At 64.1% G+C, this 17,879-nt stretch carries 19 protein-coding genes and 2 pseudogenes; 7 read left to right on the forward strand and 14 right to left on the reverse strand.

Translation table 11 applies throughout. The annotated features are described in order from the left end of the window. Positions 1-80 precede the first annotated feature (80 nt). Complete coding sequence (locus LRS09_RS29660; protein WP_257810793.1) at positions 81-551, forward strand: hypothetical protein; 471 nt, start codon at positions 81-83, stop codon at positions 549-551. A gap of 46 nt (positions 552-597) precedes the next feature. Beyond that, positions 598-744: a lantibiotic dehydratase family protein gene (locus LRS09_RS29665; RefSeq protein WP_257810794.1), complete on the forward strand. Its 147-nt coding sequence runs from the start codon at positions 598-600 to the stop codon at positions 742-744. Here LRS09_RS29665 and LRS09_RS29670 read toward each other — a convergent pair. From LRS09_RS29670 to LRS09_RS29695, 6 genes and pseudogenes are all read right to left on the reverse strand, one after another. Further along, positions 737-1,168, reverse strand: a complete 432-nt coding sequence (locus LRS09_RS29670; RefSeq protein ID WP_257810795.1) for a hypothetical protein — start codon at positions 1,166-1,168, stop codon at positions 737-739. The two genes, LRS09_RS29665 and LRS09_RS29670, sit on opposite strands and share 8 nt — an antisense overlap. Further along, positions 1,152-1,781, reverse strand: coding sequence for a DUF1419 domain-containing protein (locus LRS09_RS29675; protein WP_257810796.1), 630 nt, complete (start codon positions 1,779-1,781; stop codon positions 1,152-1,154). The genes LRS09_RS29670 and LRS09_RS29675 overlap by 17 nt, the downstream gene beginning before the upstream one ends. Before the next feature lie 162 nt (positions 1,782-1,943). After that, positions 1,944-2,336, reverse strand: a complete 393-nt coding sequence (locus LRS09_RS29680; RefSeq protein WP_257810797.1) for a hypothetical protein — start codon at positions 2,334-2,336, stop codon at positions 1,944-1,946. 84 nt (positions 2,337-2,420) lie between these two features. Continuing rightward, positions 2,421-2,897 carry a hypothetical protein gene (locus LRS09_RS29685; protein WP_257810798.1) on the reverse strand — a complete coding sequence of 159 codons (477 nt, stop codon included), beginning with the start codon at positions 2,895-2,897 and terminating at the stop codon, positions 2,421-2,423. Positions 2,898-2,970: 73 nt separating this feature from the next. Next, a complete protein-coding gene (locus tag LRS09_RS29690) occupies positions 2,971-5,121 on the reverse strand; it encodes a ParB/RepB/Spo0J family partition protein (protein ID WP_257810799.1) in 2,151 nt (716 codons plus the stop codon). 144 nt (positions 5,122-5,265) lie between these two features. Beyond that, positions 5,266-5,907: pseudogene (locus tag LRS09_RS29695) on the reverse strand (DUF932 domain-containing protein); the annotation flags it as partial. A gap of 192 nt (positions 5,908-6,099) precedes the next feature. Here LRS09_RS29695 and LRS09_RS29700 point away from each other — a divergent pair. The 4 genes from LRS09_RS29700 (at position 6,100) to LRS09_RS29715 (ending at position 11,313) form a co-directional block, all read left to right on the forward strand. Further along, the gene (locus LRS09_RS29700; RefSeq protein ID WP_257810801.1) at positions 6,100-7,239 is read left to right on the forward strand and encodes a tyrosine-type recombinase/integrase; all 1,140 of its coding nucleotides are present in this window, start codon (positions 6,100-6,102) and stop codon (positions 7,237-7,239) included. A gap of 70 nt (positions 7,240-7,309) precedes the next feature. After that, on the forward strand, positions 7,310-8,995 hold the full coding sequence (locus tag LRS09_RS29705; RefSeq protein WP_257810802.1) for a hypothetical protein: 1,686 nt from the start codon (positions 7,310-7,312) through the stop codon (positions 8,993-8,995). 4 nt (positions 8,996-8,999) lie between these two features. Further along, on the forward strand, positions 9,000-10,862 hold the full coding sequence (locus LRS09_RS29710; RefSeq protein ID WP_257810803.1) for an integrase: 1,863 nt from the start codon (positions 9,000-9,002) through the stop codon (positions 10,860-10,862). Further along, positions 10,852-11,313, forward strand: a complete 462-nt coding sequence (locus LRS09_RS29715; RefSeq protein ID WP_257810804.1) for a hypothetical protein — start codon at positions 10,852-10,854, stop codon at positions 11,311-11,313. The genes LRS09_RS29710 and LRS09_RS29715 overlap by 11 nt, the downstream gene beginning before the upstream one ends. Here LRS09_RS29715 and LRS09_RS29720 read toward each other — a convergent pair whose 3' ends face one another. The 6 genes and pseudogenes from LRS09_RS29720 to LRS09_RS29745 all read right to left on the reverse strand — a co-directional run bounded on the left by LRS09_RS29720 (position 11,314) and on the right by LRS09_RS29745 (position 15,810). Then, complete coding sequence (locus LRS09_RS29720; RefSeq protein ID WP_257810805.1) at positions 11,314-12,186, reverse strand: ArdC family protein; 873 nt, start codon at positions 12,184-12,186, stop codon at positions 11,314-11,316. Between the two features lie 66 nt (positions 12,187-12,252). Further along, positions 12,253-12,432, reverse strand: a pseudogene (locus LRS09_RS29725) (DUF932 domain-containing protein); the annotation flags it as partial. A gap of 125 nt (positions 12,433-12,557) precedes the next feature. Beyond that, entirely contained in the window at positions 12,558-14,819 is a 2,262-nt protein-coding gene (gene merBA / locus LRS09_RS29730) for a bifunctional organomercurial lyase/mercury(II) reductase MerBA (RefSeq protein WP_257810806.1), read from the reverse strand. A gap of 4 nt (positions 14,820-14,823) precedes the next feature. Continuing rightward, entirely contained in the window at positions 14,824-15,063 is a 240-nt protein-coding gene (gene merF, locus LRS09_RS29735) for a mercury resistance system transport protein MerF (RefSeq protein ID WP_038301267.1), read from the reverse strand. Between the two features lies 1 nt (position 15,064). After that, positions 15,065-15,358, reverse strand: a complete 294-nt coding sequence (locus LRS09_RS29740) for a cation transporter (protein ID WP_038301266.1) — start codon at positions 15,356-15,358, stop codon at positions 15,065-15,067. 26 nt (positions 15,359-15,384) lie between these two features. After that, positions 15,385-15,810 (reverse strand): mercuric transporter MerT family protein, encoded by a 426-nt coding sequence (locus LRS09_RS29745; protein ID WP_038301265.1) that lies wholly within the window; start codon positions 15,808-15,810, stop codon positions 15,385-15,387. 85 nt (positions 15,811-15,895) lie between these two features. Between LRS09_RS29745 and LRS09_RS29750 the strand changes: the two genes are divergently transcribed. Further along, positions 15,896-16,324 (forward strand): helix-turn-helix domain-containing protein, encoded by a 429-nt coding sequence (locus LRS09_RS29750; protein ID WP_038301264.1) that lies wholly within the window; start codon positions 15,896-15,898, stop codon positions 16,322-16,324. 16 nt (positions 16,325-16,340) lie between these two features. On the opposite strand, the gene LRS09_RS29755 is transcribed toward LRS09_RS29750, so the two are convergent. After that, positions 16,341-17,273, reverse strand: a complete 933-nt coding sequence (locus LRS09_RS29755) for an ArdC family protein (protein ID WP_038301263.1) — start codon at positions 17,271-17,273, stop codon at positions 16,341-16,343. Positions 17,274-17,491: 218 nt separating this feature from the next. Further along, positions 17,492-17,776 carry a hypothetical protein gene (locus LRS09_RS29760; RefSeq protein ID WP_257810808.1) on the reverse strand — a complete coding sequence of 95 codons (285 nt, stop codon included), beginning with the start codon at positions 17,774-17,776 and terminating at the stop codon, positions 17,492-17,494. Positions 17,777-17,879 lie beyond the last annotated feature (103 nt).

Raw genomic sequence — 17,879 nt, forward strand, 5'->3', positions numbered from 1 at the left:
AAAGGCTGTTCGATAGGAAAGCTGCAGACTACCGAGCGGCTCGAGGTCGCGGCTGCGGTGGGAATGGTGGACCGCTGTGCGTGACCGAAGTAGATGACGACTGGATCCCGCAGCTGGATCGATTCTCACAAGGGAACGCGTTTATGAAACGACCCACGCGACCTTTCGTCGTGGAAGTGAAGAAGAAGCGTGGCAGTCCGGCAAAACCGCGATCGATCTGGGGCGATCTGGATCTTTCGGCTTTAGCGGCAGACCCGTCGCCCGTTACCGCGTTGACCTCTGAGCCGGTCGGGAACGATCCCGATCCGGCCGTCGAGATTGACCGCGCGACCGGTACCGCCACCTCAATCGATACTCAGTCGGAAGACGGTGATGCACATGCCGTTGCCGATGCAAACCTTGCCGAACCGCATCCGGCTGAGGTCGCGACGGAAGGCGCTGTCGACGAGCCTGCGCGGTCGCCTCGAAAACGTGTCGGAGGGCGCGACGAACCAACGTTGCCCCGTGGGCAGCGCTGGAAACGTCGACTGCCAAAAGCTCTTCGTCTGTGACATGGCGGTTTTCTCACCCACGGTAGTCTGTTGCGGAGCGCACAGCATGGCTGTGGGAGCGATTTTCGAGATCGGTGCCAGCGTCGGCCTTTTGCTGCTGTTCGAACCGGATATCGAACTCGGCCTGCCGGCGGGGAGCGATGGAGCACACGCCGGCGCTCGCCGACCTTTCGGCGTCGAGGTGCCTATGTGATTTGTATGGTTCTGGACGGCTGGGTGTCGGCCGGTCGGATTCGGTCAACGACGAATACCTCGTCTGAATTCGCCTCGAACAGCATCAGGATATGGTCGCCGACGGTGACACAGTCGTTGATCCAGTGACGATCGGCATCGCGGTAATTTCGCCGCGCGATCGGGCGGACATAGAAGATGGTGAAATGCGATAGCGTTTCGCCATTCGGCGCGGCGTAGTGTTCCTTCACGTCGATCACGACGCCGCCGGTGCTGTAGAAGGTCGAGACCGTGTCGCCGGGCCTGACCAGATCGCCGACGGTTGGGCAGCCCGGCGGCGTGCGCCGGTAACGGCGGCGATCGGGAACACCTAGTCTGGCGGTATAGGTCGAGTGCGCCTCCCAGATGTGTTTGGCGGTCGGGGACTGCTTATGATGGCTCCGCATCGCTCGCCCCTCCCCTCCTCGACCGTGCGCGGACGTTCTGCATTCGGCTGTCTATCTCTTCGTCGGAGAGATCCTCCAGGAGCTTGAGGGTGGTGCCCTGCCCGACGGCGTGAACAAGGATGGTCCGCTTGCTGTGATGTTCGACGAGCCAGGCGTCCGGGTTTGCCTCGCCGGCGATGCCCCTGAAGTCGGCATTGGTGGCGGACCAGATCGCCTCGAGCTTTTCCTCGCGCGTCATGCTGTCGACGGCGCCCGTCTCGTGGGCGATGATGGCCGCGCGCATGGTGTCCGGACTGCGTTTGTCGGAGAGGTCGCAGAAGCCGTGGAACCACCGTTCGCGACCGCGGATCCTCATCGCGCAAAACACGCTTGTGACATTGCCGGCCTTGAATTCGGACATGCCGAACATGCCCGTGCGCATGAAAAGCGGCGGCAGGAGAGCGAGCATGAAGTGGTATTGCTCGGCGGCAATCTCGAAATATTCGCCCGTATAGGGCGTGCCGGAAATTGGATCGACACCAGGAGTGTCCTTATGCCGGTTGAAAAGCTGGAACATCTGCTCGCGCGTTGCGACGCCGTCGAACACCTTGCGGAACGGTGGGGGTGAGGTCATGGAGGTTCTCCTGAGCGCAGGTCGACGCGTGCGGCGTGACCTGGAACGAAGGAGCCCGGCGCGATGGCCGGGCTCGGGATGAATGGGATGGTGATCGAGATGCGGATAGCGCGGATGACCGTGGGCGTTGACGGCGCCGGCTGTCGTCCTCGTCGGCCAGATTCAGGCCGCGTACTGTCTGGCCGGAAGCGCACCGTCTCGGCCCACGCCGGTGATGGCGCGGACAGCCGCGGCGAGTGCCGGAATGTCGTCGAGCATGCCGAGTGCGACGAAGTGGTTGGCCCCGCTGGTATAGTCCTTTCGGCCCTTGCAGGTCCGGATCAGGATGCCATGACCCGAGGACATTCCGAACTGCCCGACCTGAATATATGCCCGGTCATGGTGCAGGGTGATTTCGCCGGAGACGGCGATACCCGCTCTGTTCGAGCGAAGGTCAAAGCTGCCCGGCGGCAAGGCAAGTTCGGCGGCAAGCTTCTTCAGCCGCGAGCGGGCTACCGTGTGAAAACGTCTCTTCTGTTGCTCGTCGTAGGAGCAGCTTCTGTTCCAGTCGAACATGTCGATCTCCATAAAACGGAACAGGCCCGGCGATCGCTTGCGCGATGCCGGGCCTGCTCTCGGTTGCTCTATGCGGTGAAACGGTCAGGCGGCCGTGCGGCCCTCGACGACGTCGGCTCCGACCTCATCGGCTGTGACCTCTTCGAGATAGGCCCGACTGTACGGATTGGCGGCGAGCCAGCGTTCGGCCGCCTCGCGATCCCTGGCGAGATGCAGGAGTTCCGGGCTGTCGCCGAAGTCCTGTAGAACGCGGGCCGTGCCGATTTTGGGACGCTCGACGATCTCGAAGCGCAGGTCGCTCTCCACGGACCAGGTGCGCCGGACCGAAACGACGATGATGCCGCCCTGCCCGAAATCGCCTTCATGCAAGGTGAAGCAAGCCGGAGAGCTGTAGGTCGCCCGCGACTGCGGCGGCTCCTTCTTGACCAGTCGGCCGGTGCCGTTGCGCCTTTCCCAGTCGGCGACCTTCCTCGTGAACCGGGCTGGCGGTTTCGGGGTGCCGTCGAAGTAGCGGATGACGCTCCCCAACGGGGCGGAATCGTAGACGATATGTGCGGACATGCGGATCTCTCCATGTCGGAAAACAAATAGGGCCCGGGGGAGATGCCGGGCCCGGTGCGGAGCGGGAGGCCGATTATTCGGCGGCCTGGAGGTGGTCGGGTTCCTCGCCGGGGACGGTCACCGGTTCATCGGAGGACATGCCGGTATCGTCGGCGAGGAAGGCCGGAAGCTCGGCGGCATCGCCGTCGACAGCCGTCTCGTCCGTCACATCGCCGGTGACGACTTCGACGGCTTCACTAACCGCGGCGTCGCCGCCAAGGCGCAGCGGCTCGGGCAGCCAGTTCGACCCCTCGAGAAGACGAGCGGCCTCACGTGCCATCAAGTCCTTCTTCATATGGTCGATCAGCTGCGCGGAGTCCTCGCCACGTGCTTCACGGACTGCCTGAACGATCCGGGCCTTGGTGACGCGGCCGAGATAGTTGTCCAATGTGGGCGACCAGCCAGCCTCGACCATGTCGAAGCCGAGCGTGGCGGCCAGCTCATCGGCATGAGCAAGCGCGCCCGGCCGCTTGTTCCAGGGCTCGACCACGGCGTTGAGCGAGAGCGAAGCGCAGTGCGCGAACAGCGCCTCGCGGCTCGCCTCGTCGAGACCGAGCAAGAATTCCCACAGCTTGTCGCTGTCTGGCATATCCCTGTCCCAGGCCTCGTGCCGCTCGGCGATCTCCTTCGCCCAGGGAGTCTCGGCGAGACCCTGGACTTGGCCGAAGCTGTTGCTCACCATGCTGATCTCGAGGCAGCTGTCCTTGGCGAACCGGTAGAACACCTGCAGCACGAGCGCGTGCAGGACCGTGACGAAGGCGATGTCGACGTCACTTGCCAATGCGTTGCGCAGCGCAAGCGTCTTCTGCGCGGTGAGATCGAAAACGAGCCGTTCGGGCAGCGGCTTGATGCCTTCGTCCTCGGGTTCCTCCGGCGTATCGGATCCGCCGTTCGTGTGCCGACCGTTGACGACGACGCCAGCGCCGTCCTCGTCGGGCTGCGACACGTCGCGATCCTCGCTGTCAGCCTCCTCTTCGTAGTCGACTTCGGCGCGCGGCTCATCCTCGGGACGGACAAAGCCGGCTTCAACCTGAAGCTGGCCATTGGCACCGAGGGTCAGAAACGCGCCGGCGATGGCCTTCTGCGCCGGATCGTAGACCTGGGGACGATCGCTGAACGCGTCGAGTTCGCCGCCGAGCTGATCGAGCTTGTCCTCGATGTCCTGGTCGGCGTCCTCCATCTCCGCATACTTCGCGTCGAGCGCATCATACTCGGCCTTCACCGCATCGTAGCGGGCGATCTCCTCGGCGCTCATCTCCGCCGGCTCGGCGTAGAGACGCCGCATGCCGGAGGTGTGGCCATAGGGAAAGCTGATCGCCGCCTCGACCCACTTCCAGCCGTCGGCGCGAACGGCCTCCGCGGCGATCTTCAGCCTGTCGAAGACCAACTGCTCGAGGAGCGCTGCATCCTGGAACCAGCCGCCACCATCCTGCTCGAACAGGTCACGCAGGATGACGCCGCCGGCAGCCTCGTAAGCTTCGGCGCCCACATAGACTGCGCGGCGATCGTCGGCACGCACCGTGGTCTCCGTCAGCAGGCGCCTGATGTAATAGGGCTCCCGCATATTCGGGTTGTTGTTGATGCGCTCCCAGACCTGCTTCTGGCGGGCATGGTCGTGGGAGATCGAGAACGCCATGATCTGCTCGAGCCGGATCTCATCCCGTTCGTAGAGCTCGAGCAGCGTTGGCGAAACCGAGGCGAGCCTCAGCCGCTGCTTGACGGTCGCGGCCGACACAAAGAAGCGTGCGGCGATCTCCTCAACGTCGAGGCCCTGCTCTTTCAGCGCCTTGAACGCGCGAAACTGGTCGAGCGGATGCAGGTTCTCGCGATGCACGTTTTCGGCAAGCGAATCCTCTTGGGCCGAGGTTGCTCCGCTACGGTTGACGATGCAGGGGATGGGCTCGTTCTTCGCCAGACGCTTCTGCTTGACGAGAATGCCCAACGCGAGATAGCGGCGGCCGCCCGCTGGCACTTCGAAGGAGCCGGTTTCCTCGCCGTCGCCGTCGAGCACGGGACGGACGTTCAGGCTCTGCAGGAGCTTGCGTCGACCAATGTCCTCGGCGAGCTGCTCGATGGTGAGGCCGTCCTTCACCCGGCGAACATTCTCCTGCGACAGCACCAGCTTGTCGTAGGCGATGTTCTCCGAGGGGTTCATTGCGATCTTCTGAATGGCGCTCTTTGCCATGGTCAGGGTCTCCATGACGGGCGGTCCGGGGCCTCTCCCCGAACCTCCAAACCCATCGCAAAACCTCCCCTCCGCCCTCTGCCTCCCGGCCTCGCACGGACCTTGCCGGTCTGAGAGCCGGCGAGGCGCAAGGCCGATGGGAGGTCAATGAACGATGTCGAGAAGCTTTTTTGCCTTTTGCTCCATGTCGAGCCGCACATCCTGGTGGTGTTTGTCGCGCGCAACCTGGGTGATGCCCTGAACGAAATCGAAGATGGAGGCAGGCGGGTGGCCCTCTTCGGCGAGTACAGCGTCGATGATCTTCGTGGTCTCGGCCCTTGAGAATCCTCGCTTGCGCAGAAAGGTGGTCCGGTCATCATCGTCGCGCGCGACAATTTGTTCCCGCGCCGACTTGATCCCGTTGATGAATGGCATGGGCGAGGATTCAGCGAACCGGATCAGCGCCGGTTCGGCCTCGAGAGCGAAGCGAGACGCAGCGCACTTGGAATGCCGGATGGTGATTTCCTCAAAATCCTCGACCCCCCACAGATTGCGATTCTGGCACACTGCGCGCAGGTAGAAGCTTGCGATGCCGAGGGTTCGCGCCCCGACTTCCGAGTTCCAGCAATAGAATCCCCTGAAGAAGAGATCGGGATCACCATTGGGCAGCTGGCCTGCTTCGATCGGATTCAGATCGTCGACAAGGAAGATGAAAACATCGCGATCAGACGCATAGAGCGTCGTCGTATCCTGCGAGACAGCGACATTGGGATTGTAGACGCCCGTGGACCAGTCGAGCACTCCGGGATAGATCACGTCACGGAACTGTCCTGATAGTCTTGTATGAGACGGTAGCGCAGGCGCCCTCAAGGGAGCATCAGCGTGCCTCCAGTCAGCATTGCGCCGGGAGATCCGCGCAGGGCGGAGGCGTAGCCGAAGCCCGGAGCGGATTTCCCGGCGCGGCCTCGATCCAGACCCCTTTGGAGGCATGCCATGGCAATGATCGTTCGTGCCGCGCCTGGCTATCCTCCAATCCCGGCCGAGTTTCCCCTCCTCCTTTCCAATCAGATGCAGATCATCGAACCCGCCTTCGCCTATCTGATTGAGCAGGCTGAGTTGCGGGCGCACTCGCTGGAAACGGTCCGAACCTATGGCGAGCATCTTTACGACTGGTTCGACACGCTCGAACAATCGGAGCTGTCCTGGGACACGGTCGATGAAGGCACCATCATGGCCTATCGAAACAGGATGCTTGAGACGCCGAGCCCGTATACGGGAAGGCCGTATGCCCGCTCGACCATCAATGACCGGGTCCGGTCGGTCTGCCGCTTCTACGCCTGGGCGCATCGCCGCAAGATGATCGACGAACTCCCGTTCAGCTATCGGGACGCACCGCCGATCAGAGCCGCCTCAAAGGGCTTCCTTGCGCACGCGGCGGGCAAGCCTGCGCTGGGAAACATACTGACGGTCGCGGAATATGAAACCTTGCCTCGGCCGCTGCGCGTCCGCGATCTTCACCGGCTGCTGGCCGCCCTCGACATGCCCTATCGGCTGATCGCGGAGTGGGCGGTGACCAGTGGCATGCGACGGATGGAGCTATGTGCGCTCACGGTGGATCAGGTGCCGCGCAGCGACAGGCTGCACATGGAAGATCACCCGCTGGTGGGAATCCCGCTCACTGTCACGAAGGGCAGCCGAAGGCGCACGGTCTATCCGCCGCTGAGGCTCATCGACCGCACCAACTGGTATATCGGAGAAGATCGCGCGGGGCTCATAACGCGGCTGCGGCGACGAGATTCGAGTTACGCGCCGCCGAATACGCTGTTCCTCAACAGACGTGGCGCGCCAATCACCAAAGCCCGGTTGTCGGCCGCGTTCGCGCGCGGCTTTGCCGCGGCGGGGTTGGACGGGTCTGCCCATTGGCTGCGACACACCTTCGCGACGGTCATGCTGGTGCGGCTACAGGCGGAAGCGCAACGCAATCCCGACATCAATCCCCTCAAGGTCCTCCAGGTCCTGCTTGGTCATGCGTCGATCGAGACGACGGCGATCTATCTGCGCTGTGTCGAATTGCATGGAGACGAGATCGCCGAAACGATCGAGTATCTCTACGGACGCGTGATCGACGATGCGTACTGACCGCCGTCGCATCGACCGTCGGCTATCGGATGAGGCCCAACCCACGGTCTCGATTGAAGGTGGGTCGGTCATGCTGTTCCGGGATGCGTGGGGCGAGCCGGTGCAGCGGTTCGACCTCGGGCAACTCAATCTCCCGGCCGAGCTTGTTGCTCCCTATGCCGAGGCGTTCCGGGGACATCATGCGGCGTCGTCACCCGCCACGCGTCACCAGTGCTGGAACGCACTGAAGTTCTTTGCCCGCTTTCTCGCCGATAGCGGCAGTGTTCAGGCACCGGCTGATTTGACGACCGAATTGTTCGGCCGATACATCTTATGGCTGGACGCCTTGTCTTCCCGAACCGGCAAACCCTGTGCTCCGGGTCTGCGTCACAATCGCTATCAGCCGGTCAAGCTTCTGACCGAGTGGATGGCGAGACGACGGCCGGATCTGCTGCCGGCACGCCCATCCTTCCCCTTCAATCCGTTTCCCGGCAGGCATGCGCCGAAGGAAGGCGGCCGGCTGTCCGGCTCGCAGCTCAAGGCTATCCTGCGGTCCTGCTATGAAGAGATCGACGATGCCTGGGCACTCTTTGAGGAAGGACAGCGACTGCTTGCGGCTCCGGCAAGGAGCGACGATCCGGACGGCTTTGAAGCAATGTTGCGGGAATTCCATCGCCTCGGGCACGGCGTGATGCCATCGCGTCGTGCCTTGCCAGATCGGCTCGGTCGAAGGTTATACCTTCATGGTGGACACGACAGGTTCGAACGCCATCTTCACGTAACGCCAGACTGCCTGGCCTCCTTCTTCATCGCCATTGCGATCCAGACGGCGGGAAACGCCGAGGCGCTCCGGCTTATCGACCGCGATTGCATCGAGCCTCATCCGCTGATCGAACATCGGACGATGATCGACTGGCAGAAGGGCCGCGCCGGACACCTGTTCAAACGCGCGCAGCGCCGATCCTTCGATCGCCGGCGGCGCTATGCGGCACCCAATCTCATCGACAAGGTGCTGAAAATGACCGCGTCACTGGCGGGGCGCGCACCTGCGAGTGAAAAGGATCGGCTGTTCCTGATGCGCAGGCCGGGCCGGGACGTCGGCGTCATCCAGCGCACGACCCTCGAAGGCGCCATGGCTCGATTCATCGAGCGGGCAAACCGGCGTATCTATGCATGGAATGCCGAACATCCCGACCAATTGCGAACGGCGTTGCCGCGCTTCCACACGAGGATGTTCCGGGGCAGCGTCGCCATCGAGCACTATCGAGCATCGGGCGGCGACGTGCGCGCGGCGCAGAGCGTGCTCAATCATGCCAGCCCGGAACTCACCGATCGCTATATCAGGGGAGATCAAAGCCGCGCGCTCCAGCATGGAACCATCGCCAGGTTGCAGACTATGATGATGTCCTGGATCCTTGAACCTCCCGGTGAAGCCAGGCAATGTTCGTCACCGTCGGCCCTTGCCGCGGAGATGTTCGGCCATCGCTGTACCGATCCGACGGCAGGTGGCGAAAAGCTCTGTCCTCACTTCGGCGGCTGCCTGTCCTGTCCGGGCCTGGTGGTGCCGATCGATGCAACGCATCTGGCGCGCATCCTTCTGGCGATAGAACAACTGGAGAAGGCCCGCACACGCCTCGACCGGCAAAGGTGGGCACTGATCTACAAGCCCAGCCACGATCTTCTGGTCGAGAGTATTTTGCCGGACTTCCCTGTCGAACTCCACGGCGAAGCGCGCGCGCTGATGGCCTCGCTGCCCGCCTTGCCGACACTGGAGTGAAACTATGGCGCTGGCTGCACCGAGCAAACGAAATGCTCCCGCACTGCCTCAGGCAATCTCCTCGACCTCGACCTGGAATGACGACATATGGCGCTTCGATCTTACCCGACCCGGTGTAACCGACACTAGCCGGACGATCGACTGGACGTTCGAGCTTCTCGATGGCAGCCGGTTCACCGACCCGACATGGACGGTGTTGCGCGAGACCGTCAAATGCTTCCTGTGGTCGCTCAGAACAGACCCGCCGACAGGCAAGCGAAGGCTCGGACCCAGTTCCCTCATCTCGATCTTCCACCAGATGCGTGTTCTGGTCTGCTGGATGGTCAGCGAAGACTATGACCGATTCAATCAGCTTGATGCCTATGCTGCGGCCCGATTCATGACCACGCTGACGGAACGACCGGGACGAAAAGGCGAAGCGCTGTCGCTTGGAACCCGAGCCGGGTATCTGTCGACGCTGGCGCGCCTCCATTCTCAACGTGAGAAACTGGTCGACGGCGTTCCCGATGATCTTCGCAGATTCCTGGATGAATACGGCCCCCGACTTCCCCGCCTCGATCGACAGGGGCGAGGCTTCCCCTATACGCCAGATGCGGTTGCAACGGCGCTGATCGGCGGCGCCCTCCGGCTCATCGGCGCGCCAGCCGACGATGTGATCGCGCTCCGCGATCGGGCCGCGGTTGCTTATGCCTACCGGCTTGATGGCAGGCCGACGCCGGCGAGAGAAGCGGAGGCTCGTCGAATGCTCGATGACTTCTCCTTCTCGACCTTGCCGAACGAGGACAGCCCATGGCACGCGCCAGTCGTGCAGTTGAAAGACATCCATAAGCTGATCGATCGCATCTACGATGCCTGCTTTGTGGTGATCGCCTGGCTCGTCGGAGCGCGCGTCTCGGAAATCCTCGGGCTCGAGGCCGGATGCATCGAGCGACATGTCGGCCCGGATGGCCAGGAGGTCACCTATCTGCATGGACGGATTTACAAGATGGCGACGGGCGACGGTGGCCAGCCTCATCGTTGGATCGCATCCAAACCCGTGGTCCGTGTCGTCGACGTACTGGAGCGGTTGTCGGCACCCATCCGCAAGAAGCTTGGGACACGCAATTTGTGGATGCTGACGCGGGATCCAGCGCTGCTGCGACAGCCGATCGGCATCCCACACAGTGGAGCCTTCGGCGGCCGGCTGAACAGCAGCTTCCGAACAATGCTCGACCTTCCTCTTCATCAAGGAAGACCTTGGCACCTGAACGCGCATCAGGGACGGAAGACGTTCGCGCGCTTCATCGGCAAGCGCGACAGGACAGGCCTTCATGCCTTCCAGGAGCATCTCGGACACGTGAGCCGGGTGATGACCGATACCGCCTATGTGGGCACAGACTTCGAGCTCGCCGAATTGATCAACGACGAAATCCTGAGGGAAACACGGGCAGCGCTCGAGGACCTTCTGACGGCGTCAAATCTGTCGGGCCATGCCGGGCGCATGATCGCGTCACGGTCGCCGTTCCGGGGCCGCACACACGATGGCGATCTCGGCGAATATATAGACTTCGTCCTGAAAGACAGCGGAATGGTGCTTGGCGTCTGCGACTGGGGTTACTGCCTCTATCGTCGTGAGCATTCAGCTTGCCAGGGCGATGACCACGGACCGAATGCAGTGTTCCGCACACAGAGCGCATGCGCCCGCTGCGCCAATTTTGCGGTCAGCGAGCGCCATAGAGCGGTTTGGGAGGATCGGAAGGTGCGCAATGCTCAGTTGCTTGAGCATCCTGCCCTCGATCGTGAAAGCCGTAAGCTCGCTCAAGAGCGCATCCTCGAATGCGATCGAATCCTCCGGGGGCTGGATGGGGAGAGCGGGGGTGTCCGGTGAAAAAACGGGCATCACGCCCCAGCAAAAGCGCCGTTATGCTACTGCCCAGCGCCTGCGCGCGGCGCTTGCTCGGTTGTTGTTGGCGCAGGAGCGAGGCGCGAAGCTGTCGGTCGCCGCACTTGCGCGTGAAGCGGGCGTCGGGCGCAATGCAATCTACGTCAATCATCGCGACGTCGTTGCGGAGTTGCTGCAGGCGGCTTCGCATCGGATCGACGCTGCAGTGGCATCGAAAGAAGCGCCGGAAACCGATTGGCGCGCCGTCGCTACCGAGTTGAGGGAGCAGGTTCGCGGTCTGGCAACCGAGAATGCGATGTTGCTTCGGCGCGCGCAGGACGCCGAACAGGCAACTGCGCGCGCCGAAAAAAGAGCCGCGAAGCTCGATGCGGAATTGCGGGCGCTGCGGTCTCCCGTGCATCTGCACGGGACGGAGCCGAACACCCGCAACCGTTGATCAAGCGGCCTGTTCATGCCGAGCGGATTGCTGCGCGTGCATCCAATCGGCGGCTTGTTGCGCCTTGCTCGCGGCCGTGAAGATGGCGCGGGAATCGTCCTTCAACACCTTGATCCACGAGGCAACATAGGCCGCATGATCGGGACGCGGATGGTGGGCGATCCCGAGATCGGCAAGGACAAACCCGCTGAGAATCTCGACGCAGCATTCCTCCGCGGCATAGGCAGCGGAGCCAAACCGGCCCGAGAGATCGCGATCAAGCCGCTTCTTCGACCCCGAGGCGTGCCCGCATTCATGCAGCAAGACGCCATAGAACGACGCGGCATCGCGGAAGGAGGCGAAGTCCGGCATGAACACCGTGTCCGAAGACGGAAGATAGTAAGCTTCCGATCCGCCGAACACGGTCTTGATGTCGAGGTTGGCGATGAACGCCTCTGCGTGCGCGAGACGCTCGTTCTCCGGCAGCGTGTCCGTCGGCGGGCGCTCGTATCCGTCCACCTGAGCGACATTGAACACCGAAAATGCCCGGGCGAACATCCGGCGGCGGCCACCTTCATCATCGTCGTCATCGTCATCAGCCGGCTCGGAGGAAGCGATCTGCTTCCACAGCACCACAGTGGTCGAATGCTCTCCCTTGCGCACCTGCGCGCCGGCGTCCTGCCATTGGCGGTAGGTCCCCCATAGACCGTCGCCGTAACCTGCGGCCATGGCTGCGACCCAAAGCGCCACCGTATTGATGCCGCGGTAACGCTTGCCAGACGAAATATTGGTTGGCCGTGCAGCGCTCGTACCGTCGTGGAACCACGGCGGGTGCCACTCGCCTGCACCTCCCTCGATTGCCGCGATGATCTCCGCCGTGACGCGGGTATACATCTGCCCGATCTTGAGCCGCCATGATCAGGCCCTCGCTGCGCAGGAGGTGTCAGCACTCAAGAATACAGTTGCAAAATGACCTAAGCCGGGAACTTTCCAGCGCGTGTCGCCGGTGCCGTTGCCTGCGATCTTCTGAACGGCCTCCACCAGTTCGTGGTCGAAAATCCGCCCATAGTCAGGACCTGTCACCGCGCGCAACTCCACGCGGCCGTTTTCGATCTCCAGCGTCTTGACCTGTTCGGCGCGTTATCTGAACAGTCAAGCTGTCTCAGTCGGATTTTGCGGCGTCGTTTGCCTGAAAACCGCAGGGTCCGATCGATCTCGGCCCCGTGAGACAGATTCGTGTAGCGCGCAGAGGTCCTGACGGCTGCTCAGCCGGCGCAGCAAGACAGCTTGGCGACGTCCTTGCTAAAGGACAGGGCCGCGAGCTTGAGGCCCTCGACCGTGGTGAGGTACGGAAAGATCGTATCGGCGAGGTCATCGACGGTGAGGCCCTGCCGGATCGCCAAAGCGGCGGTCTGGATGCTGTCGGCGCCTTCGGGTGCGAGAATGTGCGCGCCGAGTAGCCGACCGCCGGCGGCATCGGCCACGAGTTTGATGAGGCCGCGGGTGTCGCGGGCGGCGAGCGCACGCGGCACCTGGTCGAGCCCGATCGTCGAGACGCGAACGGCATGGCCAGCCGTCCGCGCCGCGGCCTCGGTTAGTCCGACGCTCGCAACCTGCGGGTCGGTGAACACGACGGCGGGCATGGCGCTGTTGTCGTAGCGTAGGCTGTCGCCGTTGAGGGCGTTCCTGGCGGCGAGCTTGGCGCCATAGGCGGCCATGTAGACGAACTGGTCGCGGCCGGTGACGTCGCCGGCGGCATAGACGCCGGCTTTGGTCGTGCGCATGCGGTCATCGACGATGACGCCGCCTTTTGGCGAGAGGGCGACGCCATGCTCGGCGAGCCCGAGGCCTTCGATGTTGGGCGCGCGCCCGGTGGTGATCAGCACCTGATCGACTTCGATGGCCATGTCCTGACCGTCGCGCCCAGCCGTCAGCGAAACTCCGCCCTCGGTCTTGCGGATCGCACGATAGGCGATGCCAGGGACGACAGTGATCCCTTCCTCCTCGAAATACTTGGTCAGCGCCGCGCCGATCTCGGGCTCGGCGTCGGGGAGCAGACGGGACCGACAGACGAGCGTCACCTTGACGCCGGCACGGGCAAACATCTGGGCGAGTTCCGCCCCGATATAGCCGCCGCCGATCACGAGCAGCGAGCGCGGCAGCGCCTCGAGGTCGAGCGCGGTCGTGCTGGTCAAATACGGCACGGTGTCGATGCCGGGAATGGCCGGGACCGCTGGTCGTGCGCCGGTTGCGATGATGATCTTGCCGGCGGGAAGGTGTGTGCCGTTCACTGCGACACCGCCGTCAACGAGGCGCGCCGGACCGTCGCGATACGCGATGCCGTTGTAGGCGGGGAGCAGGTCAACATACTTGGCCTGGCGCAGCTCGGAAACCAGCGCGTCCTTCTGGCGGACGGTTCCGCGCCAGTCGATCAGTTCGGCCTCCGCCGTGATTCCGGCAAAGCGGGTTGCAGCCCGGGCGTTGTGTAGCGTCTCGGCGGCGCGGATCAGGGCCTTTGACGGCACGCAGCCGATATTGACGCAGGTGCCGCCGATGGTGCCGCTGCCGATGAGCGCCACCTGTGCGCCCTGGTCGGCGGCCGTGATCGCCGCCGAGAACCCGGCCGAGCCGGCGCCAATCACGACGAGGTCGTAGGCACCCCCATTGCCACGGTTCTTGCGGACGGGGCGGTCCGTCACTGCCGTGCTTCCCAATGTCGGCTCAACCGGCGGGCGTGGCGCTGTATCGAGGCCGGCGAGGCTCGGCCCGAACAGAGCGCAGCCGGCCTCCAGACCTTCCTCGATCGACAGCCGAAATCCCGGGGAGTCTGCAGGATGCTCCTGACGCCACGCGGCAAGATGATCGTCCGAGCAGAAGAACGAGGTTGCCGTGCACAGAGAACTCGCCGCGCACCCGTCTTCGTAGAGGACGCTGAGCCACATGACGGCCGTCACCGGTTCGACCTGCGCTACGACACGGCCGCGATCTCGTGTGGTGATCCGGATCGGCGCACCGCAATGGCGGCAGCGCGAGGCGATCGCAATGTCGCGACCGGTCATGGCGCCGATGCCGAGCGCGTCGACCGCGCACATGGCATTGAGAACGCGCCCGTCCAGCGTGACCTGATGACCCGTGTCCTGGTCAGTGAAGGGATAAGCGCCGACGATCCGCTCGCCGTCGAGCACGACGAGGTCGCGGCGGCGAAGTTCTTCGAGCTGCGGCCAAATGGCCGTCTCGCTCACCCCGGCGCGCTCGGCAAGAGCGCTGGGGAGTGGAGCTCGGCCGTGTTCCGCATAGAACTGCAGTAATGCCACCCGAACGGCGTCGACGGCCGCATCATAGCCGCTCCAGCGATTGAGCACATGATCGGAGCCGGCCATGGCCGCAAGGGCATCTCTGACCGCGGGCGATATGACCACCGACCAGTCGGGAAACGTCACACCCGGCCGCACCTCATAGTTCGGCAAGGTCACCGATGCGGATACCGCAATCTTGTTCCGAGAAGAGGACGCACAGCAATCGTTCATGGCTTCAGACTTCCCTGTGGTTCTTGCTCTCGCTGCTGGCCGCATCGGCGCGGCGGCGGTAGAGGCCCCACGCTATGAGTCCCAGGCTGACGGCGAGCAGCGAAAACGCCACTATATCCGCGCCGCCCAGCCATGCGCCCAGACCGACAAGCGGCAGAAGGACGGCCAGAATGGGCGTCGCGCAGCAGATCGCGGCGATTATGGCGCCCGCCGCGCCGGTGCGGACCAGGGCGCGGTCGTTCATCTCAGCTGCCCTGTTGTCGAGGGTGTGCGGGATAGCCGGCATTGGCGCTGGCAGCCGCGATGGCGTCGGAGTTCGTCTTCGTGTCTTCGAAGGTGACGGTCGCGGTCTTGGCTTCGAAGGAGACGACCACATCCGAGACCCCGGGGACCGCCGCCATCGAGGTCTTCACGATGTAGGGGCAGGAAGCGCAGGTCATGTTGTCGACGGCGAAAGTGACCGTGCGGTCGGCGGCGAAGGCGGCCGAAGCCGTCATGATGGCGCCGATCAGGGTGAGCGTGCTCAAAAGCTTGTTCATCAGGCAGGTCTCCTCTTGGTCTGGTATCAGGGGGCAAGCAGCAGCGGGGCGACGTAGTCGAAGGCAAAGGCGGCTGCGACGAGCACCGTTGCGCTCCACAGTGCAATCTGAACGAGACCGCTGGGGATCGGGCGTGCGCAGGCGGCGTCATCGGCGCAGGCTTGCCGCGGCTTCCAATAGACGAGGTAGTAGCCGTAGCCGAGGACGCCTACCGTCCCCGTGACGAAGAATGGCTTGTATGGCGCGAGCGCCGTCAGGTTGCCGATCCAGGCGCCGCCGATGCCGAGACTGAATAGGATGAGCGGGATGATGCAGCAGGACGAGGCGGCAAGCGCACCGAGAACACCGCCGACGGCAACCAGGCGCTGCCGCCCGGCTTCGCCACGCTGTGCCGCCGCCAGGTTCTCTGCAGTCGGCGCAATCTCCGCCGTTCCGTGTCGAAATACACTCATGTCGGGCCTCGCCTTCCTTGCCGAATTCCTATCTGCGCGCTAATGTGCGGTCTGTAGCAACTACAGGGTCAAGAGGGAGTTTGCGATGCGCGATCACACCGGCGTGAAGGGCCTGCAGCGGGCCGAGCTCGCGCGGCGGACGGGCAGCAATCTGGAGACCGTGCGCTATTACGAGAAGGTCGGGCTCTTGCCCGAGCCGCCACGCACGATGGCGGGCTATCGGAGCTACGACACCGCGCACGAGCGGCGGCTCCGCTTCGTCTTGCGGGCGCGCGAGCTCGGCTTCTCGCTCGATGAGATCCGTGAGCTGCTGCGTCTCGTCGACGAGCGCGACCGGCCTTGCGCCGAGGCAAGCACTATCGCCGCGACGCATCTCGACGACGTGCGGGCGAAGATCGCCGATCTGAAGCGCATGGAAAGAGTGCTGAAGGACGTGGTCGCGCAATGCGCCGGCGGCACGCGGCCGGAATGCCCGCTGATCGAGACGCTGTTCCAGGAATCGGCTGTCAACTGATCGAGTTGAAGGGCGCCTATGCGGCGCCCCTGACATCGTGCTCACGAGTCTCGGCCTGCTGGTCGTGCATCCAGTCGGCGATCTGCTGTGCCTTGCTGGCAGCGGTGAAGATGGCGCGCTTGTCGGAGCGCAGCACCTCGAGCCATGAGGCGATGTAGCGGGCGTGGTCGGGCCGCGGCTCGACGCTGAGATTGAGATCGGCGCAGATCATGGCGCTCAGGAGCTCGACCGTGCATTCCTCCATGGCGTAAGCGGCCGAGCCGAACCGTCCGGAAAGATCGCGGTCGAGGCGGTGCCTGGCGCCCGAGGCGTGCCCACATTCGTGAAGCAGCACGGCGTAGTAGGCGACGGCGTCGCGGAAGCAGGCGAAGTCGGGCATCTGCACATGGTCCCTGGAGGGGATGTAACAGGCCTGCGATCCGCCGTGGTGGATGTCGATGCCGAGAGCGGCGCAGAAGCGTTCGGCATGCGCGATCCGTTCGGCCTCGGGCAGCACCGGCATCTCGGGCGGCGTGTAACCGTCGACCTGCGCGCAGTTGAAGACCGTATAGCCGCGGGCGAACATGCGCTGGGCGGGCTCGTCGCGATCCTCGTCGCCGTCCTCAGCGTCTGCCTCACTGTTGCGACCGGAGATCTTCCAGAACACGACCAGGTGGCCGCGCTCGCCCTTGCGAACCTGAGCGCCGAGCGCCTGCCATTGGCGGTAGGTGGCCCAGATGCCAACGGAATAGCCCGCCGCTTGCGCCGCGGCCCAGAGCGCGATGACGTTGATGCCGCGATAGGCCTTGCGCGAGGCGAGGTTGACGGGCGTGGTGATGGCCGATCCGTCATGATGCCAGGGCATCCGGTACTCGCCGGCGCCGGCCTCTATGGCGGCGATGATCTGGCTGGTGACGCGCTCGTAGACATCGTTGCCAGTCCGGGCTTGGCTGCTGCGATTGGTGGTCATGGGTGCCTCCTGTGCTCGCCCTCTCCGTCGAGGGCGAGGCGGCAGGGGCAGACGCGGCGAGCCGGCCCGTCACACCCTGTTCTCGGTGCTGGTGCGGAACAGGGTTGATGGGCCGGCAGCGTCTGCCACAACCCGAGCCCTGCCTCGACGGGCGAGCACAGGAGGCACCGGCCATGATCGGCGGAGCGCGGACCGACCGGTGCGTGGATACGCGGCTCTCAGCCGGCGCCGTCTTGGGGCGAGCGCCGCAACGGAATGACCCTCGTGTTGCCGGATCGGGCCAGTTCCTCCCGCAGGCCCTCGATCACGGCATCACGCTCGGCGACCTGCAACGTCAGCACCTGGATACGCTGCGCGAGCGTGCGGGCGAGCGCCCGCAGCTCGGCCATCTCGGCCCCGCGCACGGCGCGCAGTTCCGCTTCGAGTGCGCGGATGCGTCCCTTGAGCACCAGGGGCGACGATTGCCGGCGGCGCGCTTCGGCGGTACGGAACTCGGCGAGCACATCGACCGCGCGGTTCGCCGTCGCCCGGCTGACGCCGGCCTCGCGCGCCAGGTTTGAGACTGTCAGCGCGCCGTCGGGTACGCTCGGGGCGGCCGTCGAGCAG

This window comes from Mesorhizobium sp. J428, assembly GCF_024699925.1.
Classification (GTDB): domain Bacteria; phylum Pseudomonadota; class Alphaproteobacteria; order Rhizobiales; family Rhizobiaceae; genus Mesorhizobium_A.

Coding starts and splice junctions, on each gene's coding strand:
- LRS09_RS29705 (WP_257810802.1), top strand. CDS start 7,310: ATGCTGTTCCGGGATGCGTGGGGCGAGCCGGTGCAGCGGTTCGACCTC.
- LRS09_RS29700 (WP_257810801.1), top strand. CDS start 6,100: ATGATCGTTCGTGCCGCGCCTGGCTATCCTCCAATCCCGGCCGAGTTT.
- merF (WP_038301267.1), bottom strand. CDS start 15,063: ATGAACGACCGCGCCCTGGTCCGCACCGGCGCGGCGGGCGCCATAATC.
- LRS09_RS29740 (WP_038301266.1), bottom strand. CDS start 15,358: ATGAACAAGCTTTTGAGCACGCTCACCCTGATCGGCGCCATCATGACG.
- LRS09_RS29685 (WP_257810798.1), bottom strand. CDS start 2,897: ATGTCCGCACATATCGTCTACGATTCCGCCCCGTTGGGGAGCGTCATC.
- merBA (WP_257810806.1), bottom strand. CDS start 14,819: ATGAACGATTGCTGTGCGTCCTCTTCTCGGAACAAGATTGCGGTATCC.
- LRS09_RS29670 (WP_257810795.1), bottom strand. CDS start 1,168: ATGCGGAGCCATCATAAGCAGTCCCCGACCGCCAAACACATCTGGGAG.
- LRS09_RS29690 (WP_257810799.1), bottom strand. CDS start 5,121: ATGGCAAAGAGCGCCATTCAGAAGATCGCAATGAACCCCTCGGAGAAC.
- LRS09_RS29665 (WP_257810794.1), top strand. CDS start 598: ATGGCTGTGGGAGCGATTTTCGAGATCGGTGCCAGCGTCGGCCTTTTG.
- LRS09_RS29745 (WP_038301265.1), bottom strand. CDS start 15,810: ATGAGTGTATTTCGACACGGAACGGCGGAGATTGCGCCGACTGCAGAG.
- LRS09_RS29710 (WP_257810803.1), top strand. CDS start 9,000: ATGGCGCTGGCTGCACCGAGCAAACGAAATGCTCCCGCACTGCCTCAG.
- LRS09_RS29675 (WP_257810796.1), bottom strand. CDS start 1,781: ATGACCTCACCCCCACCGTTCCGCAAGGTGTTCGACGGCGTCGCAACG.
- LRS09_RS29680 (WP_257810797.1), bottom strand. CDS start 2,336: ATGTTCGACTGGAACAGAAGCTGCTCCTACGACGAGCAACAGAAGAGA.
- LRS09_RS29720 (WP_257810805.1), bottom strand. CDS start 12,186: ATGTATACCCGCGTCACGGCGGAGATCATCGCGGCAATCGAGGGAGGT.
- LRS09_RS29750 (WP_038301264.1), top strand. CDS start 15,896: ATGCGCGATCACACCGGCGTGAAGGGCCTGCAGCGGGCCGAGCTCGCG.
- LRS09_RS29755 (WP_038301263.1), bottom strand. CDS start 17,273: ATGACCACCAATCGCAGCAGCCAAGCCCGGACTGGCAACGATGTCTAC.